Here is a 26,403-nt window from a genome sequence, read left to right as displayed (position 1 = left end):
CGAACTCGCCCGCCCCACCGCCGACGACGGCCTCAAGGCCCTCCTCGCCGACAAATCCGCCTACGAGGACTTCGACGCCACCGCCGCCGCCGAACGCTCCATGGCCTTCGAAGCCCTCGACCAGCTCGCCATGGAACACCTCATCGGCGTCCGCTGACACCACCCCCCGGTGCCCGGCGGTGACGCACCCCCGCCGGGCCCGGGGGCGCGGCCGGACCCGGTGTCAGGCGTCCATGGACGCGGGCGGGGCGTACGCCACCGGGTCCGCCAGCACGTCCTGCACCACCAGCGCCGCCGCGCCCCGCGCCGCGTCACCCGCGACGGACGACGCGCGCAGCCTGCCACCGCCCCGGGACCACAGACCGGACACCACGCGGCCCGTCAGCTCCTCGTCGGCGGGGGGCGAGAGCCACGGCATCAGCCCGCGGTATATCCCGCCGAGCACCACGGCGTCCGGGTCGAACAGATTGACCGCGCCGGACAGCACCTGCCCCAGCGTCCGGCCGGCGTCGGCCACGGCGGTCAGCGCCACCGGGTCGCCGGCCTGCGCCCGCCGCTCCAGCTCCATCACTCCGGCCGCCCCGCCCGCGGCCTCGTCGATGCCGGCCGCGCGCAGCAGAGCCGACTGGCCGGCGTACTGCTCCAGGCAGCCGCGCGAACCGCAGCGGCACTCCGGGCCCGCGGGGTCCACCACCACGTGCCCGATCTCCCCGGCGAAACCGTGGGCGCCGCGCAGCAGTTCGCCGTCGAGCACCAGGGCTCCGCCGACACCGATCTCGCCCGTCAGATAGAGGAAGCTGCGGACCGAGTCGAGTCCGCCGAACCACAGCTCGGCCAGCGCCGCGAGATTCGCCTCGTTCTCCGAGCGCACGGGCAGAGGTGCGGTGCCGGGACGCAGCCCGGCGAGCGCCTCCGCGAACAGGTCCTCGGCGGCGACCTGGTTCCAGCCCAGGTTCGGCGCCTGGCGCACCGAACCGCCCGAGACGAGTCCCGGCAGCGCCAGCGCCGTGCCGACCGGGTACAGATCCTGCTCCCGTGCCGAGTCCAGCGTGCGGGCGGCGATCGCCGCCGCCCGGGCCAGGACCTCTTCCGGCGGGGCCCCGCGGTTGTCCAGGTGCTCGGTCTGCCGCACCCGGCCGGTGCCCGCCAGATCCACGACGCACACCGACACGTAGTCGATGTTGATCTCCACGCCCAGCCCGGCCGGCCCGGTGCGCGCCACCTTCAGGGCCGTACCGGGGCGCCCGGCCTGACCGCTGAACGTTTTGCCCGACTCGGTCACGAAACCGCTGTCCAGCAGCTGCTCGACCAGGGAGGACACCGCGGCACGGGTGAGCCCGACCCGGGCCGACACCCCGGCCCGGGTCGCCTCGCCGGCCTCGCCCTCGTCCCGCACGGCGCGCAGCACGAGACTCAGGTTGTGGCGTCGCACGGTGTCCTTGTCGGCCTTGGACCCCAAGGGCGTGAGGTAGCTCTTCATATCGTCGACGAGCCTATGCGATGCCCCTGCGTACACGGCTCGAGGTACGACGCCCCGGCCCGGGGCTACTACATGTCCGCCGCCTCCGTCACCGCGCCCAGGTCGACGAACTTGAAGCCGGTGGCCTCCCGGCCCTCCTCGCCACCCGACGCGGAGGTCTCGTGCCCGTCCTGGACCACGAGCAGCCCGTGCGGGTAGCGGGAGCCGAGCGGCTCGTTGAGCACCGCGGCGCCGTCGCACTCCTCGCTGCCGTCGAGGTCGGCCGAGACCGCGGTGACGCGGAAGCCGCCCTCGTACTCGTTGTTCTCGGACACCTCGCGGTCGTACAGGGCGAAACTGTTGTCACCCTGGCCGGACGCCAGGAGGTAGCCGTCGCCGCCGGACTCCCGGAAGAGGGTCAGGCCCTCCACGTCGGCCGCCAGCCGCTTGCCGCCGAAGCCGGGGTCGGCGCCGGGTGCGCACTCCTCGGTCTCCGGGTCGTACGTCCCGGGGACGCCGTACTCCCGGACCTTGTCCACCAGGACCGGGCGCCCGGTCAGCGAGGCCGGCAGCCGCCAGATACCGACGTCCTCCTGTCCGGCGTAGAGCGTGCCGTCGTCCGGGTCGACGACCATTCCCTCGACCTGGGGAAGCTCGCCCGGCTCGCCGCACGGCGTCCACGAGGTGCCGCTCGGGAGCCGGAAGGACGAGGGGAGCGAGAGGGTGCGCACCTTCCGGTAGCCCACCGTGCCCCTCGCCGTCGGCCGCAGCTCCAGCAGCGCGAGGTCCGTGGTGTTGCGGCGGCTGACGAGTGCGTACGACCGCCCGGAGGAGCGGTCCTGCCAGGTCGCGAGGCCGTAGGCCGTCCGCTGCTCGTTGATCTCGGCCTGGTCCGACGAGAAGACCGGGGCGGCGTCGGGGTCCGTGACGTCCTTCAGCGGGCCCCCGGGCTGCGACGGGTCGACGCGGTAGATGCGGAGGCGGTCGTTGCCCCGGTCGCTCACCACGGCCACGTCGGCGCGGCCGGAGGGAGTGCGGAGCCCGGTCACGAGGTCCACGTTGTTGAACCTGCCAGGGGCGTCGTCCTCCGTCGCGGGGGACGGTGCCGGGACCGACTGGACCAGAGAGGCGTCCAGACCGTAGACCCGCAGTCCGCCCTCCTTGGCGGTCGCGACGACCAGACTGCGCCCCGGGTCGGCGTCGTTGCGCCAGATCGCGGGGTCGTCGGCGTTGGCGTTGCCGCCCGCCTCGTCGTCGTACAGCGGGGCCGTCTCGGCCGTCGCACCGACGGACGGCAGCGACCGTGCCTGCGCGGGGGACAGCGGGACGATTGCGATCAGCGCCGTGCCGAGGAGGGCGGTTGCCACCGGCCAGGGGGAGCGGTGCATGCGCACGGATGCTTCCTGTCGTAAGAGGGACATGTCCATGACTCGTCAGGAAGTGTCGGGCGGGTGAGCGGTTGCCCGGTGTCGGGGCCATGAGGGCAATATGGGCGCCAGGTGAATTCGCGGGGGCGGGCGGGTCCGGCGACGTCTGTCACCGGACCCGCCCGTCGCCCGCCCCGGGGCTCAGGGCCGCGCAGCCCGGGCATTGAGCATGTCCGCCATCAGCGAGATCTCCGACTCCTGGGCACGGGCCATCCCGGCCGCCAGGTCCCTGATCTCGTCCGTGCCCGCCGAACCGGCAGCCGCCCGCGCCATGTCGGCCCCCGCGCGGTGGTGGACGGTCATCAGCCGCAGGAAGCGCACCTCCGCGTCCCTTCCCTCGGCCGCGCGCAACGCCTCCAGCTGGGTGTCCGTCGCCATGCCCGGCATCAGGGAACCGTCGGACGGGGTGACCGGGTGGCCCATCCACTCCATCGGCGGCCGGTCCGAACTCTTGGGCCGGCCCCAGGACTCCAGCCAGCCCAGCATCATGCCCCGCTGGTTGGCCTGCGTGTTGATGATGTCGTACGCGAGTCGGCGCACGTCCTCGTCCTCGGTGCGGTCCCGGACGATGAACGCCATCTCCACCGCCTGCTGATGGTGGACCGACATGTCCCGGGCGAACCCGACATCGACAGAACTCTCCGTCGGGGCGGCGCCGGGCGCCCCGGAGTCCGACGAGGAGGCCACCGAGGGCCGTACGACCATCAGCAGCACGAGCCCGACGGCCACGACGAACACCGCGGTCCCCGACCACACCAGTGAACGGGGAACGCGCCCGGACGAGGTCACTTGGCGACCCCGCCGGAGCAGGCGGCGCCCGGCTCGGGGGTCTGTGCGCCCTGGACGTACTTGGTGAAGAACTGTGCGACGCGGGCGTCGGTGGCGCTCTTCACGGTGAGCTGCTTGCCCCAGGCGCTGAGCATCAGCGGGTCCTTCTGGTCGGCCATGGGGCTCATCAGGGAGTAAGGCGTCTTGGCGACGCGCTCGGAGAGCGCCTTCACGTCCGCGTCCTTCGCCTTGTCGTTGTACGTGACCCAGACGGCGCCGTGCTCCAGGGAGTGGACGGCGTTCTCGTTCGGTATCGCCTCGGTGTAGACGTCGGCGTCGCAGTTCATCCAGACCGGGTTGTGGTTACCGCCGACGGGCGGGTTCATCGGGTAGTCCACGGGCGTCTCGACGTGGTCCTGGGTCAGGTCGTCCCAGGACTTCTCACCGGTGACGGGCGACGTCCTGGCCTGCTCCTCGGCCTTGTCCTGCTCGTCGGCGGCCGACATCAGGTAGCCGCCACCGGCGACGAGGCCCGCGACCACGACGACGGCCGCGGTGATGGTGATGATGCGGCTGCGGCGCTCGCGGGCCCGCTCCTTGCGACGCGCCTCGTCGAGCTTGGCGCGGCGTGCGGCGGCGGGGGTGTTCTGGTTCTTGGGGGAAGCCATGTGTGGTCCTCGGGTTCGGCGGATCGCGTGCGCGGACGGCGCGTCACGCGGGGGGAACGGGCACACGGACGAGCCACCTCCCGCGCGCCGGAGGCGGGCGGAAAGTGGATCCGAACGGGAGGCCTAGATCCGCTGGACCTGAAGACGCAGGTGGTCGACCGCGCCCACGCTGTCGTTCGTGGGACCCCGGATGGCCGCGGCGCCGGTGAGCGGGGCGGTCCGGAGCGCTGCCGAGGGGCAGGGCAGGGCGACGGGAGACGGATGGGCGGGCAGCACGACGGCCGTCGAGTGGTCCGCCGTTCCATGACAGGAACTGCCGATGCCGCGTTCGTCAGGGGCGTCGGCCACCACGACCGAGGTGGCAGCCGAGGGCACCGGGGTGAAGGCCCTCGCGGCCGTCGCGGAAGGTGCCTCGGCGCGGGGCGAGGCCGTGGCCGCCGGTGAGCAGCAGAAGAACACCGCCAGGAGCATCAGCGCCCACACCGGGGCGACGGGCAGGCCTCTGCCGCTCCGTCGCCGGTCGGTCCACACGCTCGCTCTGGTCATCGCCGCCATCGTAGATGGTGTGTGAAACTTCAATGAGTCGGCCCACAGATTGGCAGGATAGTGTGCCCCGGTGACGACGCAATCGAACGTACCTGCTGGTTGGCATCCCGATCCCCACGGCGCGCCCCAGCTGCTGCGCTACTGGGACGGCTCCCGGTGGACCGAGCACACGCACCCGGCCCAGGGACAGGCGCCCGCCCAGGCCCAGGCCCCCGCTCAGGCGGCCCAGCCGCAGGCCTCCCACCCGTACGCCGCTCAGTCGAACTCCGCGGCGCCGCAGCAGCAGGCGCCCGCCCAGCAGTTCGCCCCCCAGCCGGCGGCGGCCCCCCAGCAGGCCGGGCCCAGCGGCGGCACGCTCTTCAACCAGCAGGTCCTGGTCGTGAACCAGAAGGCCAAGCTGATCGAGCTCACCAACGAGTACAGCGTCTTCGACCAGCAGGGCAACACCCTCGGTTCGGTCGTCCAGGTCGGCCAGAGCGCCGTGCGCAAGGTGCTCAGGTTCGTCTCCAGTGTCGACCAGTACCTCACGCACCGCCTGGAGATCCGCGACGCCTACGGGCAGCCGCAGCTGCTCCTGACCCGCCCGGCGAAGTTCATCAAGTCCCGGGTGGTCGTCCAGCGCCCGGACGGACAGCCCGTGGGCGAGATAGTCCAGCAGAACGCCATCGGCAAGATCAACTTCGCCATCATGGCCGACGGCCGGCAGATCGGTGCGATCAAGGCCGAGAACTGGCGCGCGTGGAACTTCGCCATCGTCGACCACAACGACGCCGAGATCGCCAGGATCACCAAGACCTGGGAAGGCCTGGCGAAGACGATGTTCACCACGGCGGACAACTACGTGCTGCAGATCCACTACCAGCTGCCCGAACCGCTGTTGAGCCTCGTCGTGGCGACGGCACTCACCGTGGACACCGCGCTCAAGCAGGACGCCCGCGGCCTCGGCTGATCCTCCGGACGAGCGGCCCGGCGTCCGGCAGTATGGCGGGCATGCCGATACTGGTGTCCCCTCACATCCCGCCCGGACGGCTCTCCTCGTCCCCGCAGCCGTCCCTCCCCGTCGAGGACGGTCTGCTCCTGCGGCCCTGGTGTCCGGCGGACGCGCCGGCCGTCCTCTCCGCCTTCTCCGATCCCGCGATCCAGCGGTGGCACATGCGCAGGGCCGACTCCGAGGAGGAGGCCGCGTCCTGGATCGAGCAGTGGACATCGGCCTGGTACACCGAGACCGACATCCACTGGGCGATCGTCCGGCCCGGCACCGAGGGGCGTGACGAGGTGCTCGGGCGGATCGCGCTGCCGGGCCTGATCCCGCATGTCGGATACGCCGAGTGCGCCTACTGGGTCCTGCCCGCCGTCCGGGGCCGGGGTGTCGCGCCCCTGGCCGTCGGCGCGGTGCGGCGGTGGGCCTTCGACGAGGGGACCGGCTTCGAACGCCTCGAACTCGTCCACTCGTTGGCGAACGAGGCGTCCTGCCGCGTCGCGGCCAAGGCCGGGTTCCCCCTCGAAGGCATCCGCAGACGGGGAAACCTGCACGCCGACGGATGGCACGACATGCATGTACACGCCCGCGTCCGGGGCGACGGTCAGCCCGACTGAGCGTCGTCCGGCTCCGCCTCCGCCATCCCGGAGAGCACCCGTTCGGCCACCGCGAACGCCGAATTCGCCGCCGGGACCCCGCAGTAGACCCCTGTCTGTAGGAGCGCGGCCCCGATCTCCCGAGGACTGAGCCCGTTGCGCACCGCCGCGCGGACATGCATCGCCAGCTCGCCGTGGTGGCCGTGCGCGACCAGGGCGGTCAGCGTGATCAGACTGCGTTCGCGCCGGGACAGCGTCGGATCGGTCCAGATCTCGCCCCAGGCGTAGCGGGAGATGAAGTCCTGGAAGGGCGCGGTGAACTCCGTGGTCGCGGCCTGCGCCCGGTCCACGTGCGCGTCGCCGAGGACCTCGCGGCGCACCGCCGTCCCGCTTTCGCGCTCCCCCGGTGCGAAGTGGGCGCGCAGCGCCTCCCGTACGGCCGCGGGACGTTCGGCGGGAGCCAGGTGGGAGGCGCCCGGCAGTTCGGTCAGCGCGGCGCCGGGGATCCCGTCGGCGATCTCCCGGGCGTGCGCGGGAGGCGTCGCCGGGTCCTCGCGGCCCGCGACGACCAGCGTCGGAGCCCGTACCTCCGACAGCCCGGGCCGCAGATCGCAGTCGGCGAGAGCGTCGCAGCACGCGGCGTACGCCCCGGGGTCCGTCCCCAGGAGATCGTCGAGCAGCCGGGGCTCGGTGAATCCGGGTGTGAACCAGCGGCCCGCCGCGCTCTCCGCCACCTTGCCGAGGCCCTCGGCGCGCACGAGGGCGGCGCGCTCCCGCCACGGCCCCGGGTCGCCGAAGTGGGCGGAGGAGCAGACGACGGCCAGGCGGTCGACGCGCTCCGGGTGGTGGACCGCGAGCCAGAGGCCCACGGCGCCGCCCAGCGACACCCCGGCGTACGAGAAACGGTCCAGGGACAGCGAGTCGGCGAGATCCAGGACCAGGGCGCCCAGATCGGCGATCCCGGCCCCCGGGCCGATCAGACCGGCCGGCGAGCCGCCGTGCCCCGGCAGGTCCCACCGTACGACCCGGTGGGCGGCGGAGAGTTCGGGCGCGACCCCGTCCCAGAGCGCGGTGGAGGTGCCCAGCGACGGGCCGAGCAGGAGCGGGGGAGCGCTCGCCGGCCCTTCGGCGCTGTGGTGGAGGAGACGGTCGGGTGTCATGGTCATCGGCGCTCCAGTGCGCGGTCGGTGAGAGTGCCGGCGCAGCCGGTGTAACGGGCAGGGTCGGTCAGTTCCGCGAGATCCAGGCCCTCGAAGGCGGGCTCCCCGGCGAGGATCTCCGACAGCGGTATGCCTTCGTCGCGGGCACGGCCGGCGGCCTCGGTGAGGATCTCCTTGGCTCGGGCAGGTCCGACCCGGCCGGCGGCGACGGCGGCCAGCCGCTCCGAGACGATGAGCCCGCCGGTCAGTCCCAGGTGGCTCCGCATGGCCGACGGGAACACCTGGAGCCCCTCGGCGAGTTCGGCAGCGTCCCGCGCTGCCCCGCCGACGAGGCGCAGCAGATCGCGCAGCGGCTCCCATTCGGCGTGCCAGGCTCCCGCGGGCCGTTCGTCCTCGGCGGTGAGCGAGCCGTACAGCGTGGCAGCCTGCCCCGGCGCGCGGCGCGCCGCGGCGGCGATCAGGGTGGCTCGGACCGGATTGGCCTTGTGCGGCATCGCGGAGGAGCCGCCGCCGGATCCCTCCGCCACCTCGGCGATCTCGGTACGCGACAGCGTCAGCACATCGGCCGCGGCCTTGCCGAGCGCACCCGCCGTGAAGGCGAGCGCACCGGCCAGGTCCGCGACCGGGGTGCGCAGGGTGTGCCACGGCAGCGGCGGTTCGGCCAGGCCCAGTTCCCGGGCGTAGGCCGCGACGAGCGCCTGCCCCGCCCCGTCGCCGTCGGCCGAGAAGGCCGCAAGCGTGCCCGCCGCGCCGCCGAGCTGCACCGGGAGCGCGCCGCGGACGGCCCGCACCCGGTCCCGCGCGTCGAGCACCAGCGACCGCCAGCCGGCGGCCTTGAGACCGAAGGTCGTCGGCACGGCGTGCTGCGTCAGGGTGCGGCCGGGCATCGGCGTGTCACGATGCCCGGAGGCCAGCAGCTCCAGTGCGTCGGCGGTCCGCGCGAGGTCGTCGAGGACGAGTGCCAGGGTCCGCGACGCCACCAGCATCGCCGCCGTGTCGAGGATGTCCTGGCTGGTCGCGCCCCGGTGCACGAACGGCCGCGCGTCCTCGTCGACCGCCGCGGTGAGGGCGGCGACGAGCGGGATCACCGGATTGCCGCCGGACCGCGCCCGCAGCGCCAGCTCCCGTACGTCGAAGCTGCCGAGGTCGGCCGCCGCGGTGACCGCCCGCCCCGCCTCGGCGGGGGCGAGCCCGGAGGCGGCCTGCGCCCGGGTGAGCGCCGCCTCGGCGTCCAGCAGCGCCCGCAGGAAGGCGTGGTCGCCGGTGGCGGTCTCGGCGGCGGAGCCGGCCCGCCCGGGGGCGAGGAGACCGGCGTCGCTCTCGTGCATCAGCTGAACTCCAGGAAGACCGTCTCGTCGTCGCCCTGGAGACGGATGTCGAAGCGGTAGGTGCGGGGGTCCGTGCGTGTCGCGATCAGTGTGGCGCGCCGCTCCACGTCCAGCGACTCCAGCAGCGGATCGGCGTCGCCCACGCCCTCGTCGAGCAGATCGGGAAGATACACACGGGTGTAGAGGTGGTGGACCAGGCCGCGGGCGAACACGGCCGCACAGAGATACGGGACGCCGCCGGGCGGGAGCGTACGGACGAACCAGCGCCCGGCCGCGTCCGTCGGCGCCCGGCCGAACCCGGTGAAGTCCACCCCGTCGCGCCCGATCACCTTGCCCGTCGCGGGGTCGTGGCGCAGCGACCCCGGCAGACCCGTGCGCGAGCCGTCGGGCGCGGGCTGCCAGGTCTCCACGATCGCGTCGGGCACGGGCTCGCCCCGGCCGTCGAGCACGTGGCCGTGGACCGTGACCGTATCGGGGTGCCCGGCCGGGGCGACCTCGCTGCCGCCCGGGAAGGGCAGCGCGTAGCCGTAGAACGGTCCCACGGTCTGGGAGGGGGTGGGGGCGTGGGACATCAGGCGTCGCCTTCTTCCTCGGTCCAGGTGGCGCACGGTCCGTCGAGGACGATGTCCCAGCGGTAGCCGAGGGACAACTCGGGAACGGACAGATCGTGGTCGTACGTCGATATGAGCCGCTCGCGCGCGGCCTGGTCGGTGACGGACCTGATCACCGGGTCGTAGGGGAGGAGCGGATCGCCCGGGAAGTACATCTGGGTGATGAGCCGCTGGCTGAACGACGTACCGAACAGCGAGAAGTGGATGTGCGCGGGGCGCCAGGCGTTGGTGTGGTTGCGCCACGGGTAGGCGCCCGGCTTGACGGTCGTGAACGCGTAACCGCCGTCGTCGTCGGTCAGACAGCGGCCGAAGCCGGTGAAGTTCGGGTCGAGCGGCGCCGGGTGCTGGTCGAGCTGGTGGGCGTAGCGCCCGGAGGCGTTGGCCTGCCACACCTCGACGAGCTGACCCCGCACCGGCCGGCCCGCCCGGTCCAGCACCCGGCCGGTGACGGTGATCCGCTCGCCGAGCGGCTCGCCGTCGTGCTGGGCGGTGAGATCGCGGTCCAGCGCGGTCACATCGGTGACACCGAAGGCCGGACCGGAGAGCTCGACCGCCTCAGGGTCGCGTACGGGGATGAGCGAGCGGTGCGGGTGGCGGAAGTGGCTGCTGCGGTACGGGGGATAGTCGCGCGGCGGGTGGTGGGCGCCCGGCTCGGCAGCCGCCTGGGCCCTGGCCACCTCGGAGTCGATCTCCTGCTGGCTCATCCCGTCGGGCAGCGGATATGCGGGAAGGTCACGTGCGGTCATGTCACGGCTCCGTGAATTGCTGAAAATGCTCAGTACACTGAGTAAAATGCGATGGCCATGAAGCTACCCAGGGCGAGCTGTTGAGGTCAAGACCCTCAGTACACTGTGTATCTTCGGCATCCCGGCCGACGGAGCCGACGGCCGACGGCCGTCAGAGAGAGGGCGGTGCCGTGCAGGCGGTCGACCTGAGCACCCACCCCGGGCACCTGGCCCGGCGTCTTCAGCAGGCGCACCACCTGCTCTGGAACACCATGGTCTCCCAGGAGATCACCTCGCCCCAGTTCGCCGTCCTCAACGCCCTGACCGCGGAACCGGGCCTCGACCAGCGGACGGTGGGGGAGCGGGTCGGCCTCGACCGGTCCACCGTCGCCGAGGTGATCACGAGGCTGCTGCGCCGTGAGCTCCTGGACAAGGTGCGGGACCCCGGCGACGGGCGGCGCTTCCTGCTCCGGCTCACCGACGAGGGCGTGCGGACCCACCGACGGCTCGCCCTGCGCACGGTCGGGATGAACCAGGTCTTTCTCGGCCCGCTCTCCGCGGAGGAGCAGGAGACGCTGTTCGGTCTGATGCACCGGGTCGCGGACGCGGCCGAGGCCTTCCGCGCGCCGGAGGAGCCCGCGCAGCCCGCCCGGCGGTGACGGCGGGCCACGTCAGGGCGTGTGGATGCCGAACCGCGCCCCCTGCGGGTCGCGGAGCACCGCGACCCAGGGCCCGCCCGGGATGTGCGTCGGGGGTGCGAGCGGCTCGCCGCCCCCGGTCAGGGCCCTTGCGGCGGTGGCCTCGGTGTCGGACACCGTGAAGTAGGGCAGCCAGTGCGGTGGTGCCTCGGCCCGTTCGTCGTCGTCCTGCACCTTCATGCCGCCGAAGTCGGCTCCGTCCGCGCCCCAGTGCGTGAAGTGCGCGGAGCTGCTCACCGTCCAGTCGAACACCGACGGGTAGAAGGCGAGTGCGCCCCGCGGATCGGGGGTGCGGAGCTCTGCCCAGCCCAGGGCGCCCGCATCGTTGAGGCGCCCCGCTCCACGGAAGGCGCGGGCCTGCCAGAGGGAGAAGACCGCCCCCGACGGGTCGGCGGCCACGGCGAATCTTCCCTGGTCGAAGATGTCCATCGGTTCCATCAGCACCGTGCCGCCGGCCGAGCGCACGGCATCGGCCGTGGCGTCCGCGTCCTCGGCGGCGAAGGAGACGGTCCAGGCGGGCTGCTGCTCCGGCCGGTAGAGAGGACTGAAGGCCGCGACGGCGTCCTCCCCGAGGCGCGCCGTCGTGTAGCCGCCCGCCTCGGGCCGCGGATCGGTCTCGGACCGCCAGCCGAAGAGTCCCGCGTAGAACGCCTGTGCGGCCTGCACGTCCGGGGTGCTCAACTCGACCCAGCAGGGTCCGCCGGGCACCGGTTCCGTGGGCTTCATGCGGTTTCCTCCCGAGGCGCGCCGACAGTCACGTTCCTACGCTGTTGTGCAGCACGCTAGGGCCGCGCGGAGTGGGCGGCTACCGGAGACGTCCGGGTACGATCGCGGATCTTTTACGTGTGTAACACCTGCTAAAGTAAATGGGTGAGTGATACAGCCGTGCGACCCCGGAAGCCACCCGTCCACAGACTGCCGGTCACCGGTGTCCTGAGGCTGCACAGCCCCGCGGAGATCTGGTACAAGCCCGCGCTGAGCGTGGTGGTCGCCTCGGCCGTGCCGAACCTGCTGCTGTACTCCCTCGACCGCCTCGACCTCGTCATGTACACGATGGCGGGATCGCTCTGCGCGCTCTACGGACACAATCTGCCGTACGCCCGAAGGGCACACACCGTCCTCCGCGTGATCCTCGGGATGGCGGCGGGCCTCGCCGTCGCACTCGTGGCCGCCTCGCTCACCGACTCGACCGCCGTGCTGATCGCTGTCGGTGCGCTGCTCGCGGCCGTGCAGAAGACCTTCTGCGACGCGACGCGCATCGGCCCGCCCGGCAACGTGATCTTCGCCTTCGTCACGTCCGCCGCGCTCTTCGCCCCGCAGGAGCTCGGACAGGTGCCGGGGCACATGGCCCTGATGCTGGCCGCGGGCGCCTTCTCCTGGCTGGTCACCGCCGGCCCGGCCCTGTGGCGCAGGGAGGGGCCCGAGCGTCTGGCCACCGCCCGCGCGCTCGACGCCGCCGCGGCGCACGCGGCGAGTCCCGACGCCAGGACCCGGCACGCCGCGGCCGCGGCGGTGCAGGCCGCCTGGCAGTCACTGCTCGCCGCCGGACGCCCCACCCCCGTACGCCAGGAGCTCGAGCGGCTCGTCGTCCACGCCGAGCGGGCCCTCGCCACCACAGCGTCCGGCGGTAGCGTCCCCGGCGCCGGCGCCGACGAGCTCCGCCGGTGGGCGGCGGGGGCCCGGGCCCGCGGCCCCGTGCCCAGCCCGCCCCCCGCGCCCGGCACGGTGGAAGAGCTCTTCGGGATCGACGCCGAGCGGGCCGGACAGCGGATGCGGCGCGGCCGCCGCGAGGCCCGGCGCAGGCTGCTCCGCGCACTCGGCCCCGGCTCCCCGGTGCTGCCGGTGGCCTTCCGTACGCTCGTGGGCTGCGCCCTGGCCGGTTACGTGTCCTCGGCGCTCGGCGTCGGGCACCCGTACTGGGCCGTCGTCACCGCGGCCTCCGTCTACCAGCCCAATCTCACCCTCTCCTGGAGCAGGGCCCTGCAGCGGACCGTCGGCAACCTTCTCGGCGTGCTGGTCTTCGCGGCCGTCATCCCGCTCGCCCGGGTCAGCCCGCTCGTCCTCGTCCTGTGTGTCCTGTTCTTCAACTTCGCGGCCGAGGCCCTGATCACCCGTAACTACTGGCTCGGTTCCGTCGCCGTCACCCCGATGGCCCTGCTGATCCTGGAATTCGGCGGGTTCCAGCCGGCCGGTGAGCTCATCGCCGACCGCGCCCTGGACACCCTCGTGGGCGTGGCGGTCGGCGTCCTCGCCGCGGTGGCCGTCACCAACCGCCGGGCGTCCGGACGCGTGGAACGGGCCCTCGCCGCGGCAGCGGATGCCCAGGACCGCGCCCAACGGGCGGTCGCCGACCCGGCTGTCGACGCCCTCGCACTCGAAACGGCGCGCAGGAGGCTGACCGCCTCCCTCGTCGAGCTGCGCGACGCCAGTGACATCGCGTCGGGCGAGTGGTGGCAGCGCGCCCTGCCCGAGGAAGAGCTGCTGGCGGCCGAGCAGGCGGGACACCGTACGCTCGCGGCGACAGCACAACGGCAGGGGCTGATCACCCTGCCCCCGGCGAACGGAGCGGAGTGACCGACGACATCGTGGCCTCGGTGGTACGGCAGTGGCAGGCCGTCAACCCGGGGCTCGACACGGGACCGATGGAACTCATCGGCCGCATCAACCGCTGCGCGGCCCTGCTCCAGCAGGCCGAGGACGCCCCCTTGCGGGCCGCGGGGCTCACCCGTGCCGAATTCGATCTGCTCGGCGCGATGCGGCGCACCGACCGTGAGCTCACGCCGGGCGAGCTGGCCCGGGAGACCTTCTCGTCGGGAGCCGCCGTCACGAAGCGGCTGCGCGCCCTTCAGGAGTCCGGCCTGATCGGCCGCCGGAGCGACGCCAGGGACCGCAGGGTCGCCCACGTCGGGCTGACGGAGGCGGGGCGTGACCTCGTCGACCGCCTGCTACCCGAACAGCTCGCGTACGAGCGGTCGGTGCTCTCCGGACTCGACGAGGAGACCCGCAGAGGCCTCAGCGGACAGCTCGGCGAGCTGCTGGTGCAACTGGAGGGCCGGCTCGGCGGCCGCCGCTGAGGCCGCGGCGCTCCGACGCGGGCCGGGAACGGGGCATCCGACCTCCGGCGGCGGGGTGTCCTCACCGACGGTGACGGCCGCGCGGGCGGGTGACGGCCGTGCCGCCCCCGGCCGGCTGCCCGTCGACCGGACGGCTCGCCCCGCGCGGATTCCGCGCCGAGGCTTCGTACATCCGTCCGTCGCTCAGGGATCTGCTCCTTTCGATCCGATTCGATCACATGTGCCCTCGTCCCGCTCTGAGGTGCACTTCTATTCGTATGGGCTGATGGTTATCGCTCGCGCGTACGCATAATTTCTCGTTTCTGCTGGAAATTCACGGCCCGGAACGGCTGCCCCGAAGGTGCCGGTGTCCCGCAGGGTGGGACATCGGGGTCTGCTTTCTCCCGATTCCCGTAGAGCGTCACTCCCCGCGCACGCTCGACGGCGTTGAGTGCGAAAACTGGCGAGTGTATTACTGCCCGCGTGCTCGCGCAGGGGGTTGGGCGAATATGCCGAAGCGCTGTTCTGATCTGGCTAGGCTCACGCGCAGTGAAGTCGAGTTGATATGCAATTCGAGCACTTGTTCACAAATGTGCGTACTAGTGCCGTGCATCCCGAATACCTTCCCGAATCAACCGCCAGAGGGTTTAGATGGTCCGTGTTGAATCACCGCCGACCAACAGAGACATCCCCGTAGTGCGCGCGGCGCTCCTGCCCGTCGTGCTGATGGCCGGTGCGACCGCCGCAGGCGCGGTGCCGGTCACCGGGGCCACACGGGCGGCAGTCGTCTGGTGCGGCGCGATCGCCACAGTCGTGGTCGCCACGCTCACCGTCGTGCTGAACCGCCGGCGCCGGGCGATGCGCGTCCAGCGCGCCGAGTACGAACAGCGCATCGCCGCCCTGGAGCACCGCGTCGCCACGTACGACCAGGAGACGGAACGACTCAGCAAGGAACTCCTGCCGGCCGCGATCCGCAGGCTGCGGGCGAGCAACTCGCCGCAGGAGGTGATGCGCGACATCGTCGACGCGGACGCTTCGTACCGGAACCTCCCCAAGGCGCAACGCGCCCTGGTCCTCCAGGTCCTCGACATCATCGACAACGAAGAGGCGATGCGTGACTCCGCGCAGCGCGCCTTCGTCAGCGTCGCCCGCCGGGTCCAGGCCATCGTCCACCGACAGGCCAGTGAACTCCGGGAGATGGAGGACCACCACGGGCGCAACCCCGATGTGTTCGACGACCTGCTCCGCATCGACCACGGCACCGCGCTGATCGGCCGGCTCGCCGACTCCATCGCCGTGCTCGGCGGCGCCCGCCCCAGCCGCCAGTGGCCCAAGGCCGTACCGCTGTTCAGCGTGTTGCGCGGAGCCATGTCCCGGATCCTGGAGTACCAGCGCGTCGATCTGCACTCGATCGCCAAGGTCGCCATCGTCGGCACCGCGGTCGAGCCGCTCATCCACGCCTGCGCCGAACTCCTGGACAACGCGACGCGTTACTCGCCGCCCCAGACCCGGGTGCACGTCACCGCGGTCGAGGTGCAGACCGGCATCGCCATCGAGATCGAGGACGGCGGAGTCAGCCTCAGCGAGGAGGCCCGTGCGCGGGCCGAGAACATGCTCGCCCAGGCCCAGGCCGGCATCAACATGAACGACCTGGGGGAGTCCCCGCGCCTCGGCATGGCAGTCGTCGGCCGGCTCGCCCGCATGTACCAACTCCAGGTCTCCTTGCGCCAGTCCGCGTACGGAGGGGTCCGCGCCGTACTCATCGTGCCGCGCGACATGATCACCACCGGCCCGGCCCCCGGCATCGCACACGGCATCGGCGCCACCTCGCGGCCCCAGAGCTCGCTCGACATGTCGCAGATGAAGCACGTCGTCCCGCCGCGCGGCAAGCACAAGACGCGCCCCGCCGCGACCGGGCCCGTCCCGTCGCTCGCGCCCCCGGCGCCGGCCCCCGCACCGGCCCCGGCGGCGTCAGCCGCACGGTCCGCGCCCACCGCGTCAGCCATGGGCGACGACGAGATCGTCGTGACCGAGTGGACCGACGGCGGACTCCCGCAGCGCCGAAGCCGAGGGCGTGCGCCCCTCGGTTCGCACAACCTCCCGCAGCAGTCGGCATCGGCTTCGGAGCCCGCCGCCCGCAAGGGGCACAACGGACAGGGCGGCGGCGGCACGGCACCGCCCGGTCTCTGGCTGGAGGCCTTCACCCAGGCCGTCAACGGTGTGCCCAAGGAGCCGAAGCACGACACAGAATCTGACGACGTGTGGGACAAGGGAGACGAGAAGTGATCCAGCAGCGGGGAAACATGGACTGGATGCTCAAGGAACTGGCCGACGACGTACCGAGCATCCACCAGATCGTGGTGCTCTCCGCCGACGGACTCCGCATCGCCCGGCACGGCGGCGACCCCGACGTCGCCGACCGTCTCGCCGCCGCCTGTGCCGGGCTGCAGAGTCTGGCCGCGGCCGTCGCCACCGAGATCCCCTACAGCGACGGCCTGATGAAGCTCGTCGTCATCGAGGTCACCGGAGGGTTCTTCTACCTGATGGCGGCGGGCGCCGGTGCCTACCTCGCGGTCCTCGCCGGCGAGACGGTCGACGCCGGACTGGTGGGTGCCCGCATGCGCGACATGGTCGTCCGTATCGGTGCGCACCTGACGAGTCCTCCGCGCCACGACGGGCAGGCCGGATGAGTCCTCCCCGGCGAGAACGCCGTAAGGCCGACCCGGCGGTGAGCGACCCGGAACGGCTGTACGTGATCACCGGCGCCCCCGACGGTGAAAGGGCTGAACTCGACCTCGTCACCATGGTGGTGGCGCAGGCCGAGCCGTCGCCGACGGTCCAGCCCGAGCAGGCCGCGATCCTGCGGCTCTGCAGGGCGCCGTTGTCCGTCGCCGAGATCTCGGCCTATCTGAGTCTCCCCTTCAGTGTGGTCACCTCGCTCCTGACAGAACTCCTGGCGACCGAACTGATCGAGTCGCGCGCGCCCATCGTCCGCGCCGCGCTCCCGGACCGGTCCCTCCTCGAAGCGGTGATGCATGGACTTCAGAAGCTCTGACACGATCACGGGCCCCCGCAACGAGGACGTCCTTCCCGACACGGCCACGGCCGCGGTGAAGGTCGTCGTCGTGGGCGGGTTCGGGGTCGGCAAGACGACCATGGTCGGCTCGGTGAGCGAGATCCGGCCCCTGACCACCGAAGAGACCATGACCCAGGCCGGTGTCGGCGTGGACGACAACGTGGGTGTGGAGACCAAGACCGCCACCACCGTCGCCATGGACTTCGGGCGGATCAGCCTCAGCGACGAACTGATCCTCTACCTGTTCGGCACCCCCGGCCAGGAGCGCTTCTGGTTCCTGTGGAACGGACTATTCGAAGGAGCGCTCGGAGCCGTCGTCCTCATCGACACCCGTCGGCTCCAGGTCAGTTTCGACGTCATCGGCAGGCTGGAGGAGCGTGGCGTCCCGTTCGTGGTGGCCGTCAACACCTTCCCCGGCGCGCCGCGCCACCCCGTCGAGGCGCTGCGCAGCGCCCTGGACCTGCCCGACGAGGTCCCGATGATCGACTGCGACGCCCGGCTGCGCACCTCCAGCCGCGATGTGCTGATGACCCTGATGCGATACCTGCACCGCCTTGCCGTGCCGCTCGCCTGACGGCGGCACACACTCTGCCTCTGAACGGGCCCTGTCCCCACTCGCCCGGTCCCGGAACGTCTTACCAGGAGCCACTGTGACAACCCCCTTCCAGCATGAACCCGGCTCGGCCACCGGTCCGGTGCCGCCCCCGCAATGCCCCGCGCACGGCATGGGCATCGGGCCCGGCGGCCTGCGCCGGCTGTACGGCCCGGAGGCCGAGGCGGACCCCACGGGCCTGTACGAGAAGCTGCGCGCCGAACACGGCTCGGTGGCGCCCGTCCTGTTGCACGAGGACGTTCCCGCCTGGCTGGTGCTCGGGCACAGCGAGAACCTCCACATGACCCGGACCCCCTCGCAGTTCTCCCGCGACTCGCGGCGGTGGCGCGGCCTGCAGGACGGCAGCGTGGCCCCGGACCATCCGCTCGCACCGCTGTTCACCTGGCAGCCGGTGTGCTCGTTCGCGGAAGGCGCCGAACACGAACGGCTGCGCGGCGCGGTCACCGACAGCATGGCGCGCATCGACACCCGTGGGGTGCGCCGCCACATCAACCGGTACAGCAACCGGCTCGTCAACGACTTCTGCCGGGAGGGCCGGGTCGAGCTGGTCAGCCAGTTCGCCGAGCGCCTCCCGATGATGGTGATGTGCGCGATCATCGGCATGCCGGAGGAGTACGGCGACCGTCTGGTGCAGGCCGCCCGCGACATGACGCGGGGCTCGGAGACCGCGGTCGCGAGCAACGCCTACGTGATCGCGGCACTCGACAGGCTGGTCCAGCGCCGCCGGGCGGCCCCCGCCGAGGACTTCGCCACCTGGCTGGTCGAACACCCCGCAGGCCTCACCGACAAGGAGGTCAGCGAGCACCTGCGGGTGGTTCTGATCGTCGCCTACGAGACGACCACCAACCTGATCGCCAACGTGCTGCGCATGGTCCTCACGGACCCCAGGTTCCGGGCCAGGCTCAGCGGCGGGCACATGACCGTGCCCGAGGCGGTCGAGCAGACCCTGTGGGACGAACCGCCCTTCACCTCGGTCCTCGGCCGCTGGGCGGTGGGCGACACCGAGCTGGGCGGACAGCAGATCAAGGCGGGGGACGCCCTGATCGTCGGCATCGCGCCGGCCAACACCGACCCCGCCGTCCGGCCCGACCTCAGCGTCAACATGGAGGGCAACCGCGCTCACCTGGCGTTCAGCAGCGGCCCCCACGAGTGCCCCGGCCAGGACATCGGACGCGCCATCGCCGACGTCGGCGTCGATGCCCTGCTGATGCGCCTGCCCGACCTGGAACTCGGTGTCGACGAGGAGAAGCTGAACTGGGCCGGGAACTTCATGTCACGGCACCTGGTGGACCTGCCGGCGGGCTTCGCCCCTGCCCCTGAGCAGGAGATCGACGCCGAACCCCTGCCCGCGGTGGCCCGGTCCCGTTCGCACGTCGACTGGGAGGTGTCGTCGCCCGTCACCCCCCGCGGCCCCATGGCCCCCCCGGTGGGCCAGGTCCCGGCCGGAGTGCGCACCGCCGAGCCGCAGTACGCGGCACCCGGGGAGGGAGCTCTCATCCCGGCGCAGCGGAGCGGGCCGACGAGGATCTGGCGCGCCGTCGTACGGTGGTGGAACGGCCACTGACACCGGCACCGCCCGCCGTGCCGGTTGCCCCGGACCTCCGGGTCCGGGGCAACCGGCTGCCGGGCCCGTACCATCGAGCAGCGTGAAGCTGACAATTCTTGGCGGCGGCGGATTCCGGGTCCCTCTGGTGTACGGGGCACTGCTCGGCGATCACGCCGAGGGCCGCGTCTCGCGGGTGACCCTGTACGACACGGACGGGGACCGGCTCACCGCCGTCGCCCGGGTCCTCGACGAACAGGCGCGGGGCATCCATGACGCGCCCGCGGTCGTCGCCACCGACGATCTCGACGAGGCACTGCGCGGCGCGGACTTCGTCTTCTCCGCGATCCGCGTCGGCGGCCTCGAAGGCCGAGCCTCGGACGAACGTGTCGCACTCGACGAAGGCGTCCTGGGTCAGGAGACGGTCGGTGCGGGCGGTATCGCGTACGGGCTCCGCACCGTGCCCGTCGCGGTCGCACTCGCCCGGCGCATCGCGCGGCTCGCCCCCGACGCATGGGTCATCAACTTCACCAACCCGGCCGGTCTGGTCACCGAGGCCATGTCCCGGCACCTCGGCGACAGGGTCATCGGGATCTGCGACTCCCCGGTGGGGCTCGGCCGGCGCATCGCCCGGGTCCTGGGCGCCGATCCGGACCGGGCCAGGGTCGACTACGTCGGGCTCAACCACCTCGGCTGGGTGCGTGGCCTGGAGGTGGACGGCCGCGACGAACTCCCGCGCCTGCTCGCCGATTCCGCGCTGCTCGGCTCCTTCGAGGAGGGCAGGCTCTTCGGGGCGGACTGGCTGCGCTCCCTCGGCTCGATCCCCAACGAGTACCTGCACTACTACTACTTCAACCGGGAAGCGGTCCGCGCCTACCAGGAGGCCGACCGGACCCGCGGCGCGTTCCTCCGCGACCAGCAGGAGGGCTTCTACGCCCGGATGAAGGATCCGGCCGCCCCGGCGCTCACCACCTGGGACCGTACGCGCGCCGAACGCGAGGCCACGTACATGGCGGAGAACCGCGACGTGGCCGGGGCCGGCGAGCGTGAGGAGAGCGATCTGGACTCCGGGGGCTACGAACAGGTGGCCCTCGCCCTGATGCGGGCCGTCGCCCGCAACGAACGGACCTCCCTGATCCTCGACGTCCGCAACCGGGGCACCCTCTCGGTGCTCGACGAGGACGCCGTCATCGAGGTGCCCTGCCTGGTCGACGCCAACGGCGCCCACCCCGTGGCCGTCGACCCGCTCCCGTACCACGCGGTCGGCCTGGTCACCGCCGTCAAGGCGGTGGAACGCGCGGTGCTCGAAGCGGCGGAGACCGGCTCGCGTGCCGCGGCAGTCAAAGCCTTCGCCCTGCACCCGCTGGTCGACTCCGTCTCCGTGGCCCGCCGGCTGGTCGACGGCTACACGAAGGTCCACCCCGGCCTCGCCTACCTCGCGCCGTGACCGGTCAGGGAGCCGGCACGGCCTTCGGCCGGCCGGACGGGTCCCAGGACGGCACGACGCCGGTGACCTGACACACCATGAGGAAGAGCGGAATGGGCGGCGTGTACGGCGTCCGGCTGTCCGGTGCGTGGATCAGCCGGGGGCGCCCGGCGGGGACAAAGGCACCGGCGGCGTACGACGCCTGCTCCGGCCAGTCCAGATCGAGATCCGAACCCGACGGGACGATCCACCACCACCGGTCGGCGTCGGCGAACACGCATCCGGCGCGCGGCAGATGCGACATCAGCCTGAATCCGTACCGCGCGGGCACGCCCACCGCGTCGCAGCCGAGGCTCGCCGACAGCGCGGGCGGCAGCGGAAGCCGGACCCGGCCCGGTGCGCCGTCCTCCTCCGGGACCCGGGCGCGACGCGCGCCGAGCAGCTGGGCCAGGGCGTGCTTCAGCATGTCGGCTCCGGGCCGTACGGCAGCTCGGCCCATACGATGCGCCCGGAGTGGTTCCCCGCGTCGTGGGACCCCCACGCCGTGCTCATGGAGTCGACGAGCAGCAGCCCGCGCCCGTGCTCCCCGTCGGCGGTGAGGGACAGCCGGGGGCCGCCGGGCTGGTGCCCCTGGTCCTGTACGGCTATGCGCAACCGGCCGTCGTCGCAGCGGAGTTCGCAGACGACCCGGGCGCTCGCGGTGTGCACCACCGCGTTTGTCACGAGCTCGGAGACGATCAGCACCGCCGCGTCGTGGGCGTCCCCCGTCAGCCGCCAGTCCGCCAGCCGGGCCCGGGTGAGGCGCCGCGCACCGGCCACCGACTCGGGGTGCGCCGGCAGCGCGAAGCAGTAACGGAGCGCCTCCGCCCCGGGGCTGAGGTCCATGAGCCGGGGGATGAGCGCACTGCCAGGTGCCACGACCGATTCCTCACAGTGGGGGCTGTGTCACGCTTCGCACCGTCCCGCAACGGGGCGGGCGCGACCACGCGAACTTGGTTCGGTTACCAACTCTCCCCCTGACATGAACACTTGGCAAGAGGCACTCTGAAAAATTCAGAGTGACTGTGTCCCTGAAGCCCCGCGCATGGCACACTGCTCGCACACAGCGCATCGGGAGGTCTGAAGTGAGCGAACCGCGGTCGGCCCCGACCGTGGGCCAGGTCGTTCTCGGTAAGCGTCTGCAGGACCTGCGGGAACGCGTGGGCCTGAGCCGGGACCAGGCGGCGAAGGTGCTCCGTGTCGCCCCGGGGACCATACGCAGGATGGAGACCGCCGAGGTCGGGCTGAAGATCCCGTACGTCCAGCTCCTCCTCAAGGCCTACGGGATCGCAGACGACGAGACCGACGCCTTCGTCGAACTCGCAGAAGAGGCCAACAAGCCCGGTTGGTGGCAGCGTTTCCACGATGTGCTGCCCGACTGGTTCAGCATGTACGTCAGCCTGGAGGGCGCCGCGAGCCTCCTGCGCACGTACGAGCCGCACTTCGTCCCCGGGCTGCTGCAGACCGAGGACTACGCGCGCTCCGTGCTTCGCACCGGCGCGGTCGGCCAGACCAGGCCCGCCGACATCGAGCGCCATGTGGCACTGCGGATGGAGCGGCAGGCACTGCTCACCAAGGCGGAGGCGCCGAAGCTCTGGGTGGTCATGGACGAGACGGTCCTGCGCCGCCCCGTCGGCGGCCCCGACGCCATGCGGGCCCAGGTCGACCGCCTGCTCGAAGCGACCGACCTGCCCAACGTGACCCTGCAGATCGCGGAGTTCGCGACGGGCCACCACCCGGGTACGTACGGCCCGTTCGTCCTCTTCCGCTTCGCGGTCCCCGAGCTGCCCGACATGGTCTACAGCGAGTACCTGACAGGCGCCGTGTACTTCGACGCGCGCCCGGAGGTGGCCTCTTATCTCGAGGTCATGGACCGAATGGCGGCTCAGGCCGCAACTGCACAACGCACGAAGGAAATCCTCAGGGACTTCCGCAAGGAGCTGTGATGAACCACATATACAACGGCATGCCGGCCGCCGACCTCGGCACCGAAGGCTGGTACAAGCCGTGGAGCGGTGGTAACGGCGGCAATTGCATCGAGGCCATGAAGCTGGCCGACGGCAGGGTGGCGGTCCGTCAGTCCGCGGACCCGGACGGGCCCGCTCTCATCTACTCCAACGGCGAGATCGCCGCCTTCATCCAGGGCGCCAAGGCCGGACAGGCCGATTTCCTTCTCACCTGACGCACGAGCCGCCTATTGTCGCACCACACGCTGTTCGCCGAAGTCCCCGACCAACGGAGTGCGTTATGACCGGGCAGGATTCCCAGGCCGTCGAGATCGACACGAGCAAGCCGCATCCGGCACGGATGTACGACTGGTTCCTCGGCGGCAAGGACAACTACCCGGTCGACGAACAGATGGCCCAGCAGCTGCTCGCCCTGGATGCCCGGGGCCGCGACATGGCCCGGGTCAACCGTGCCTTCATGCACCGGGCCACCCGCTGGCTCGCGGAGAGCGGCGTGCGGCAGTTCCTCGACATCGGATCGGGCATACCCACCGAGCCGAATCTTCACCAGATCGCCCAGGGGACCGCCCCGGACGCGCGCGTCGTCTACTGCGACAACGACCCGATCGTCCTCGCGCACGCGGCGGCGCTGCTGCGCTCCACGCCCGAGGGCGCCACCGAATACATCCAGGCCGACGCCCGCAGGCCCGACGCCATCCTGGAGGCGGCGGGCAAGATCCTCGACTTCGACCGGCCGATCGCGCTCTCCCTCCTCGCCCTGCTGCACTTCGTCGACGACGAGGACGGGGCCGCCGAGCTCGTCGACCGCCTCGTGGAGCAGCTGCCCTCCGGCAGCTATCTGGTGCTGTCGCACACCACGGGTGACTTCGACCCCGAGGGCGCGGCCCAGGCCCGTGCCATGTACAAGGCGCGGGGGATGACCCTGCGGCCCCGCTCGCGCGCCGAACTCACCACGTTCTTCCACGGCCTCGAACTCGTCGAGCCGGGCGTCTCGCTCTCCGCGGACTGGCGTCCGGAGCTCGGCGAGGTCATCGACGTACCCGGCGTCGAGCCGATCCCCGGTTACGCGGGCGTGGCGCGCAAGCGCTGACCGCGCACGGCGGGGGACCGCCGTCTCCTGCCCCGTTCCCCGGGCGCCACGGCCGGCAGGTCACAATGGACCCATGTCACGACGCACCTCACGCCCCCGCCGGCCGGACGCCCCGCAGGCAGGGCCCCCGCGGATCACCCCGGAAACACCGTGTCCGTGCGGTCTGCCGGCCGCCTACGGGGAGTGCTGCGGCCGGCTGCACGCGGGCACCGTCGCCGCCCCGACGTGCGAGGCGCTGATGCGCTCGCGGTACGCCGCCTTCGTCGTCCGGGACGCCGGATATTTGCTGCGCACGTGGCATCCGGCGGCCCGCCCGCCGGCTGTCGACTTCGACCCGGCCCTGCGCTGGGAGCGGCTGGAGATCCTGGCCACCACCGAGGGCAGCGCCTTCCACACCACCGGTACGGTCACCTTCCGCGCCCACTACACCGACGACGGCAGGCCCGACTCGCTCCACGAGCAGAGCCGCTTCGTCCGCGAGCAGGGTGCCTGGGTGTACGAGACCGCGGTCTTCGTCGAGTAGTCCTCGGCCCGGATCAGGCCGGGACCCCCGTCCGCTCGGGCGGGGCGAGCTGCTGCTCCAGGTCCTCCGCGAGCAGCCGCTTGGCGATCACGTCGACCGCCGCGCGCAGCTGCCGGTCGTCGGGCCGGGCACCGTCCTCGGCCAGCCGGTCGTTGAGCCAGCGGCCCCAGGCCGCCGAGATCGTCGACGCCTCACGACTGCCCGCCGCCGTATGGGTGAAGAGCCGGCCGTCCCCGGTGAGATAGCCCTCCTCCATCATCCGGTCGAAGACGGGCACCAGCACCTCCGGCGGGATCCGGTGCCGGGCGGCGATCAGCGTGAGCCCCGCGTGGCCGACCATCCGGGTGAAGAGGTCGACCTGCATCACGGCCCAGGCCCCCGCCATGTCGAGCCGGGTGTCGGACTCCGCGACGATCCGCCGGGCCGTATCGGGGCCGGCCTGGTGCAGGATCCTGGCCACCGAGGATTCGAGCACCTTCGCCGCGTCGCCGGTCTGCGGCTGGGCGAAGCCGTCACCCATGTCGGTCGAGCCCGCACGGGCGCTGTCGCGCAGCTTCACCTGCTTCAGGAAGAGCGAGACGACGAAACCCAGCAGGGCCACCGGCACCGTCCAGAGGAAGACGGTGTGCAGGGTGTCCGCGTACGCCTGGGTGAGGGGCGCGGTCTGGCCGGCGGGCAGAGCGTGCACGGCCTTCGGACTCTCCGCGACGCGTGCCAGCGAGGCCGGATCACCGCCCGCCCGCGCTGCCTGCTCGACGCCCTGCGTCAGATTCGGCCGCAGAGCGTTGGCGTAGATCGTGCCGAACACCGCCGTGCCGAACGAGCTGCCGAGCGTACGGAAGAACGTCACGCCGGACGTGGCGGTGCCGAGGTCCGAGTAGTCGACGGTGTTCTGCACGGCGATCGTCAGCACCTGCATCGACAGACCGATGCCGATGCCCAGCACCAGCATGTACAGCGACTCCAGCCAGATGCCGCTGCCCGGGCCCATCCGGGACAGGAGGTAGAGGCCGACCGCCATGACGAGCGAACCGACGACGGGGAAGAAGCGGTAGTGGCCGGTCTTGCTCACCACGTTGCCGCTGAAGATCGAGGCCGCCAGCAGACCCACCACCAGGGGCAGGGTCCGCACCCCGGACAGGGTGGCCGAGTCCCCGTCGACGTACTGCAGATAGGTCGGCAGATAGATCATCGCGCCGAGCATGGCGAAGCCCACGATGAAGCTGAGGACGGAGCAGACCGCGAACACCGGATTGCGGAACAGCCGCATCGGCAGCATCGGCTCCTTCGCCCGTGTCTCCACGACGCAGAAGAGCGCCAGCGCGACGAGGCCGCCGATGAACAGACCGATGATGACCGGTGAGCCCCAGGCGTACTCGTTGCCGCCCCAGCTCGTGCCGAGGATCAGCGCGCTGGCGCCGACGGCGACCAGCGCGATGCCCAGGTAGTCGATGACCGGGCGTCCGGCCGCGCGCACGGACGGGATGGTGCGGGCGGCGGCGATGACCACCACGATCGCGATCGGCACATTGACGTAGAACGCCCACCGCCAGGTCAGATGGTCGGTGAACAGCCCGCCCAGCAGCGGACCGACCACCGTGGCGACGCCGAAGACCGCACCGATCGCCCCCTGGTACTTGCCCCGTTCGCGCAGCGGGATGACATCGGCGATCAGCGCCATGGCGGTGACCATGAGTCCGCCCGCCCCGATGCCCTGCAGACCACGCCAGATGATCAGCAGCAGCATGTTGGACGCGAGGCCGCAGAGGAACGAGCCCGTGATGAAGATGACGGCCGAGATCTGGAAGATCAACTTCCGGCCGAAGAGGTCGCCGAACTTGCCGACCAGGACCGTCGCCACGGTCTCCGCCAGCAGATACGCCGTCACGACCCACGACATGTGCTCCGCACCGCCGAGGTCCGAGACGATCGTGGGGAGCGCCGTTCCCACGATCGTCTGGTCCAGCGCGGCGAGCAGGATCCCCAGGACGATCGTGGCGAACACGATGTTCCGGCGTCCTGGGTCGAGGACGGGCGGCGCTGCGGCACTCTGCGCGGCGGGGGCGGTCTCGCTGGCAGTGGTCACCCTCGCACCCTCACACCCGGTC

The 26,403-nt window shown here is 71.9% G+C and carries 28 protein-coding genes and 1 pseudogene; 16 read left to right on the top strand and 13 right to left on the bottom strand.

What is annotated here, in order from left to right:
- A pseudogene (locus ACIQM3_RS35930) lies at nt 1-157 on the top strand (xylose isomerase); the annotation flags it as partial.
- Between the two features lie 66 nt (nt 158-223).
- Here ACIQM3_RS35930 and ACIQM3_RS35925 read toward each other — a convergent pair.
- The 5 genes from ACIQM3_RS35925 to ACIQM3_RS35905 all read right to left on the bottom strand — a co-directional run bounded on the left by ACIQM3_RS35925 (nt 224) and on the right by ACIQM3_RS35905 (nt 4,877).
- Complete coding sequence (locus ACIQM3_RS35925) at nt 224-1,480, bottom strand: ROK family protein (RefSeq protein WP_401632150.1); 1,257 nt, start codon at nt 1,478-1,480, stop codon at nt 224-226.
- 68 nt (nt 1,481-1,548) lie between these two features.
- Nucleotides 1,549-2,847: a phytase gene (locus ACIQM3_RS35920; RefSeq protein ID WP_401632148.1), complete on the bottom strand. Its 1,299-nt coding sequence runs from the start codon at nt 2,845-2,847 to the stop codon at nt 1,549-1,551.
- Between the two features lie 180 nt (nt 2,848-3,027).
- Complete coding sequence (locus ACIQM3_RS35915) at nt 3,028-3,591, bottom strand: DUF305 domain-containing protein (RefSeq protein WP_401632172.1); 564 nt, start codon at nt 3,589-3,591, stop codon at nt 3,028-3,030.
- Nucleotides 3,592-3,671: 80 nt separating this feature from the next.
- Nucleotides 3,672-4,322, bottom strand: a complete 651-nt coding sequence (locus tag ACIQM3_RS35910) for a DUF3105 domain-containing protein (RefSeq protein ID WP_401632146.1) — start codon at nt 4,320-4,322, stop codon at nt 3,672-3,674.
- Nucleotides 4,323-4,445: 123 nt separating this feature from the next.
- Complete coding sequence (locus ACIQM3_RS35905) at nt 4,446-4,877, bottom strand: hypothetical protein (protein WP_401632143.1); 432 nt, start codon at nt 4,875-4,877, stop codon at nt 4,446-4,448.
- A gap of 61 nt (nt 4,878-4,938) precedes the next feature.
- Here ACIQM3_RS35905 and ACIQM3_RS35900 point away from each other — a divergent pair, with 61 nt between their 5' ends.
- Nucleotides 4,939-5,817, top strand: coding sequence for a phospholipid scramblase-related protein (locus ACIQM3_RS35900; protein ID WP_401632141.1), 879 nt, complete (start codon nt 4,939-4,941; stop codon nt 5,815-5,817).
- A 41-nt stretch (nt 5,818-5,858) separates the two neighbouring features.
- Nucleotides 5,859-6,464 carry a GNAT family N-acetyltransferase gene (locus tag ACIQM3_RS35895; protein ID WP_401632138.1) on the top strand — a complete coding sequence of 202 codons (606 nt, stop codon included), beginning with the start codon at nt 5,859-5,861 and terminating at the stop codon, nt 6,462-6,464.
- Here the strand turns inward: ACIQM3_RS35895 and pcaC are convergent.
- The 4 genes from pcaC to pcaH all read right to left on the bottom strand — a co-directional run bounded on the left by pcaC (nt 6,452) and on the right by pcaH (nt 10,246).
- Nucleotides 6,452-7,543: a 4-carboxymuconolactone decarboxylase gene (gene pcaC / locus ACIQM3_RS35890; RefSeq protein ID WP_401632169.1), complete on the bottom strand. Its 1,092-nt coding sequence runs from the start codon at nt 7,541-7,543 to the stop codon at nt 6,452-6,454. The two genes, ACIQM3_RS35895 and pcaC, sit on opposite strands and share 13 nt — an antisense overlap.
- A gap of 62 nt (nt 7,544-7,605) precedes the next feature.
- Nucleotides 7,606-8,931 carry a 3-carboxy-cis,cis-muconate cycloisomerase gene (gene pcaB, locus ACIQM3_RS35885; protein ID WP_401632135.1) on the bottom strand — a complete coding sequence of 442 codons (1,326 nt, stop codon included), beginning with the start codon at nt 8,929-8,931 and terminating at the stop codon, nt 7,606-7,608.
- A complete protein-coding gene (pcaG, locus tag ACIQM3_RS35880) occupies nt 8,931-9,503 on the bottom strand; it encodes a protocatechuate 3,4-dioxygenase subunit alpha (RefSeq protein ID WP_401632132.1) in 573 nt (190 codons plus the stop codon). The genes pcaB and pcaG overlap by 1 nt, the downstream gene beginning before the upstream one ends.
- A complete protein-coding gene (gene pcaH / locus ACIQM3_RS35875; RefSeq protein WP_401632166.1) occupies nt 9,503-10,246 on the bottom strand; it encodes a protocatechuate 3,4-dioxygenase subunit beta in 744 nt (247 codons plus the stop codon). The genes pcaG and pcaH overlap by 1 nt, the downstream gene beginning before the upstream one ends.
- A 212-nt stretch (nt 10,247-10,458) precedes the next feature.
- Here pcaH and ACIQM3_RS35870 point away from each other — a divergent pair, with 212 nt between their 5' ends.
- A complete protein-coding gene (locus ACIQM3_RS35870) occupies nt 10,459-10,926 on the top strand; it encodes a MarR family winged helix-turn-helix transcriptional regulator (protein WP_401632129.1) in 468 nt (155 codons plus the stop codon).
- Between the two features lie 12 nt (nt 10,927-10,938).
- Here the strand turns inward: ACIQM3_RS35870 and ACIQM3_RS35865 are convergent, their stop codons facing one another.
- Nucleotides 10,939-11,691 (bottom strand): VOC family protein, encoded by a 753-nt coding sequence (locus ACIQM3_RS35865; protein ID WP_401632126.1) that lies wholly within the window; start codon nt 11,689-11,691, stop codon nt 10,939-10,941.
- A gap of 144 nt (nt 11,692-11,835) precedes the next feature.
- On the opposite strand from ACIQM3_RS35865, the gene ACIQM3_RS35860 reads away from it, so the two are divergent.
- The 8 genes from ACIQM3_RS35860 to ACIQM3_RS35825 all read left to right on the top strand — a co-directional run bounded on the left by ACIQM3_RS35860 (nt 11,836) and on the right by ACIQM3_RS35825 (nt 20,697).
- Nucleotides 11,836-13,539: an FUSC family protein gene (locus tag ACIQM3_RS35860; RefSeq protein ID WP_401632124.1), complete on the top strand. Its 1,704-nt coding sequence runs from the start codon at nt 11,836-11,838 to the stop codon at nt 13,537-13,539.
- Entirely contained in the window at nt 13,536-14,039 is a 504-nt protein-coding gene (locus tag ACIQM3_RS35855) for a MarR family winged helix-turn-helix transcriptional regulator (RefSeq protein ID WP_401632121.1), read from the top strand. The genes ACIQM3_RS35860 and ACIQM3_RS35855 overlap by 4 nt, the downstream gene beginning before the upstream one ends.
- Nucleotides 14,040-14,669: 630 nt before the next feature.
- Nucleotides 14,670-16,304, top strand: coding sequence for a sensor histidine kinase (locus tag ACIQM3_RS35850; RefSeq protein ID WP_401632118.1), 1,635 nt, complete (start codon nt 14,670-14,672; stop codon nt 16,302-16,304).
- The gene (locus ACIQM3_RS35845) at nt 16,301-16,708 is read left to right on the top strand and encodes a roadblock/LC7 domain-containing protein (RefSeq protein WP_014152870.1); all 408 of its coding nucleotides are present in this window, start codon (nt 16,301-16,303) and stop codon (nt 16,706-16,708) included. The genes ACIQM3_RS35850 and ACIQM3_RS35845 overlap by 4 nt, the downstream gene beginning before the upstream one ends.
- The gene (locus tag ACIQM3_RS35840) at nt 16,705-17,073 is read left to right on the top strand and encodes a DUF742 domain-containing protein (protein WP_104783578.1); all 369 of its coding nucleotides are present in this window, start codon (nt 16,705-16,707) and stop codon (nt 17,071-17,073) included. Before ACIQM3_RS35845 ends, ACIQM3_RS35840 begins: the two co-directional genes overlap by 4 nt.
- Nucleotides 17,054-17,668 (top strand): GTP-binding protein, encoded by a 615-nt coding sequence (locus ACIQM3_RS35835; protein WP_401632114.1) that lies wholly within the window; start codon nt 17,054-17,056, stop codon nt 17,666-17,668. The genes ACIQM3_RS35840 and ACIQM3_RS35835 overlap by 20 nt, the downstream gene beginning before the upstream one ends.
- Before the next feature lie 76 nt (nt 17,669-17,744).
- Complete coding sequence (locus ACIQM3_RS35830; protein WP_401632111.1) at nt 17,745-19,271, top strand: cytochrome P450; 1,527 nt, start codon at nt 17,745-17,747, stop codon at nt 19,269-19,271.
- A gap of 82 nt (nt 19,272-19,353) precedes the next feature.
- Nucleotides 19,354-20,697: a 6-phospho-beta-glucosidase gene (locus tag ACIQM3_RS35825; protein WP_401632109.1), complete on the top strand. Its 1,344-nt coding sequence runs from the start codon at nt 19,354-19,356 to the stop codon at nt 20,695-20,697.
- Nucleotides 20,698-20,701: 4 nt separating this feature from the next.
- Here the strand turns inward: ACIQM3_RS35825 and ACIQM3_RS35820 are convergent, their stop codons facing one another.
- Entirely contained in the window at nt 20,702-21,142 is a 441-nt protein-coding gene (locus tag ACIQM3_RS35820; protein ID WP_401632107.1) for a hypothetical protein, read from the bottom strand.
- Nucleotides 21,136-21,594: an ATP-binding protein gene (locus ACIQM3_RS35815; protein ID WP_401632105.1), complete on the bottom strand. Its 459-nt coding sequence runs from the start codon at nt 21,592-21,594 to the stop codon at nt 21,136-21,138. The genes ACIQM3_RS35820 and ACIQM3_RS35815 overlap by 7 nt, the downstream gene beginning before the upstream one ends.
- A gap of 206 nt (nt 21,595-21,800) precedes the next feature.
- On the opposite strand from ACIQM3_RS35815, the gene ACIQM3_RS35810 reads away from it, so the two are divergent.
- The 4 genes from ACIQM3_RS35810 to ACIQM3_RS35795 all read left to right on the top strand — a co-directional run bounded on the left by ACIQM3_RS35810 (nt 21,801) and on the right by ACIQM3_RS35795 (nt 24,295).
- Nucleotides 21,801-22,661, top strand: a complete 861-nt coding sequence (locus ACIQM3_RS35810) for a helix-turn-helix domain-containing protein (protein ID WP_401632103.1) — start codon at nt 21,801-21,803, stop codon at nt 22,659-22,661.
- On the top strand, nt 22,661-22,897 hold the full coding sequence (locus tag ACIQM3_RS35805; protein WP_014049581.1) for a DUF397 domain-containing protein: 237 nt from the start codon (nt 22,661-22,663) through the stop codon (nt 22,895-22,897). Before ACIQM3_RS35810 ends, ACIQM3_RS35805 begins: the two co-directional genes overlap by 1 nt.
- Nucleotides 22,898-22,962: 65 nt before the next feature.
- Entirely contained in the window at nt 22,963-23,772 is an 810-nt protein-coding gene (locus tag ACIQM3_RS35800; protein WP_401632100.1) for an SAM-dependent methyltransferase, read from the top strand.
- 73 nt (nt 23,773-23,845) lie between these two features.
- A complete protein-coding gene (locus ACIQM3_RS35795) occupies nt 23,846-24,295 on the top strand; it encodes a YchJ family protein (protein WP_401632097.1) in 450 nt (149 codons plus the stop codon).
- A gap of 13 nt (nt 24,296-24,308) precedes the next feature.
- On the opposite strand, the gene ACIQM3_RS35790 is transcribed toward ACIQM3_RS35795, so the two are convergent.
- Nucleotides 24,309-26,381, bottom strand: a complete 2,073-nt coding sequence (locus ACIQM3_RS35790) for an MDR family MFS transporter (RefSeq protein ID WP_401632095.1) — start codon at nt 26,379-26,381, stop codon at nt 24,309-24,311.
- Nucleotides 26,382-26,403: the final 22 nt, after the last annotated feature.

Source organism: Streptomyces sp. NPDC091271, from assembly GCF_044757505.1.
Classification (GTDB): domain Bacteria; phylum Actinomycetota; class Actinomycetes; order Streptomycetales; family Streptomycetaceae; genus Streptomyces.
The sequence above is the reverse complement of the archived record's forward strand: the minus strand, read 5'-3'. Positions and strand labels throughout refer to the sequence as shown.

Coding starts and splice junctions, on each gene's coding strand:
- ACIQM3_RS35925 (WP_401632150.1), bottom strand. CDS start 1,480: ATGAAGAGCTACCTCACGCCCTTGGGGTCCAAGGCCGACAAGGACACC.
- ACIQM3_RS35920 (WP_401632148.1), bottom strand. CDS start 2,847: ATGCACCGCTCCCCCTGGCCGGTGGCAACCGCCCTCCTCGGCACGGCG.
- ACIQM3_RS35915 (WP_401632172.1), bottom strand. CDS start 3,591: ATGGTCGTACGGCCCTCGGTGGCCTCCTCGTCGGACTCCGGGGCGCCC.
- ACIQM3_RS35910 (WP_401632146.1), bottom strand. CDS start 4,322: ATGGCTTCCCCCAAGAACCAGAACACCCCCGCCGCCGCACGCCGCGCC.
- ACIQM3_RS35905 (WP_401632143.1), bottom strand. CDS start 4,877: ATGGCGGCGATGACCAGAGCGAGCGTGTGGACCGACCGGCGACGGAGC.
- ACIQM3_RS35895 (WP_401632138.1), top strand. CDS start 5,859: ATGCCGATACTGGTGTCCCCTCACATCCCGCCCGGACGGCTCTCCTCG.
- pcaB (WP_401632135.1), bottom strand. CDS start 8,931: ATGCACGAGAGCGACGCCGGTCTCCTCGCCCCCGGGCGGGCCGGCTCC.
- pcaG (WP_401632132.1), bottom strand. CDS start 9,503: ATGTCCCACGCCCCCACCCCCTCCCAGACCGTGGGACCGTTCTACGGC.
- pcaH (WP_401632166.1), bottom strand. CDS start 10,246: ATGAGCCAGCAGGAGATCGACTCCGAGGTGGCCAGGGCCCAGGCGGCT.
- ACIQM3_RS35865 (WP_401632126.1), bottom strand. CDS start 11,691: ATGAAGCCCACGGAACCGGTGCCCGGCGGACCCTGCTGGGTCGAGTTG.
- ACIQM3_RS35850 (WP_401632118.1), top strand. CDS start 14,670: ATGGTCCGTGTTGAATCACCGCCGACCAACAGAGACATCCCCGTAGTG.
- ACIQM3_RS35840 (WP_104783578.1), top strand. CDS start 16,705: ATGAGTCCTCCCCGGCGAGAACGCCGTAAGGCCGACCCGGCGGTGAGC.
- ACIQM3_RS35835 (WP_401632114.1), top strand. CDS start 17,054: ATGGACTTCAGAAGCTCTGACACGATCACGGGCCCCCGCAACGAGGAC.
- ACIQM3_RS35820 (WP_401632107.1), bottom strand. CDS start 21,142: ATGCTGAAGCACGCCCTGGCCCAGCTGCTCGGCGCGCGTCGCGCCCGG.
- ACIQM3_RS35805 (WP_014049581.1), top strand. CDS start 22,661: ATGAACCACATATACAACGGCATGCCGGCCGCCGACCTCGGCACCGAA.
- ACIQM3_RS35800 (WP_401632100.1), top strand. CDS start 22,963: ATGACCGGGCAGGATTCCCAGGCCGTCGAGATCGACACGAGCAAGCCG.
- ACIQM3_RS35795 (WP_401632097.1), top strand. CDS start 23,846: ATGTCACGACGCACCTCACGCCCCCGCCGGCCGGACGCCCCGCAGGCA.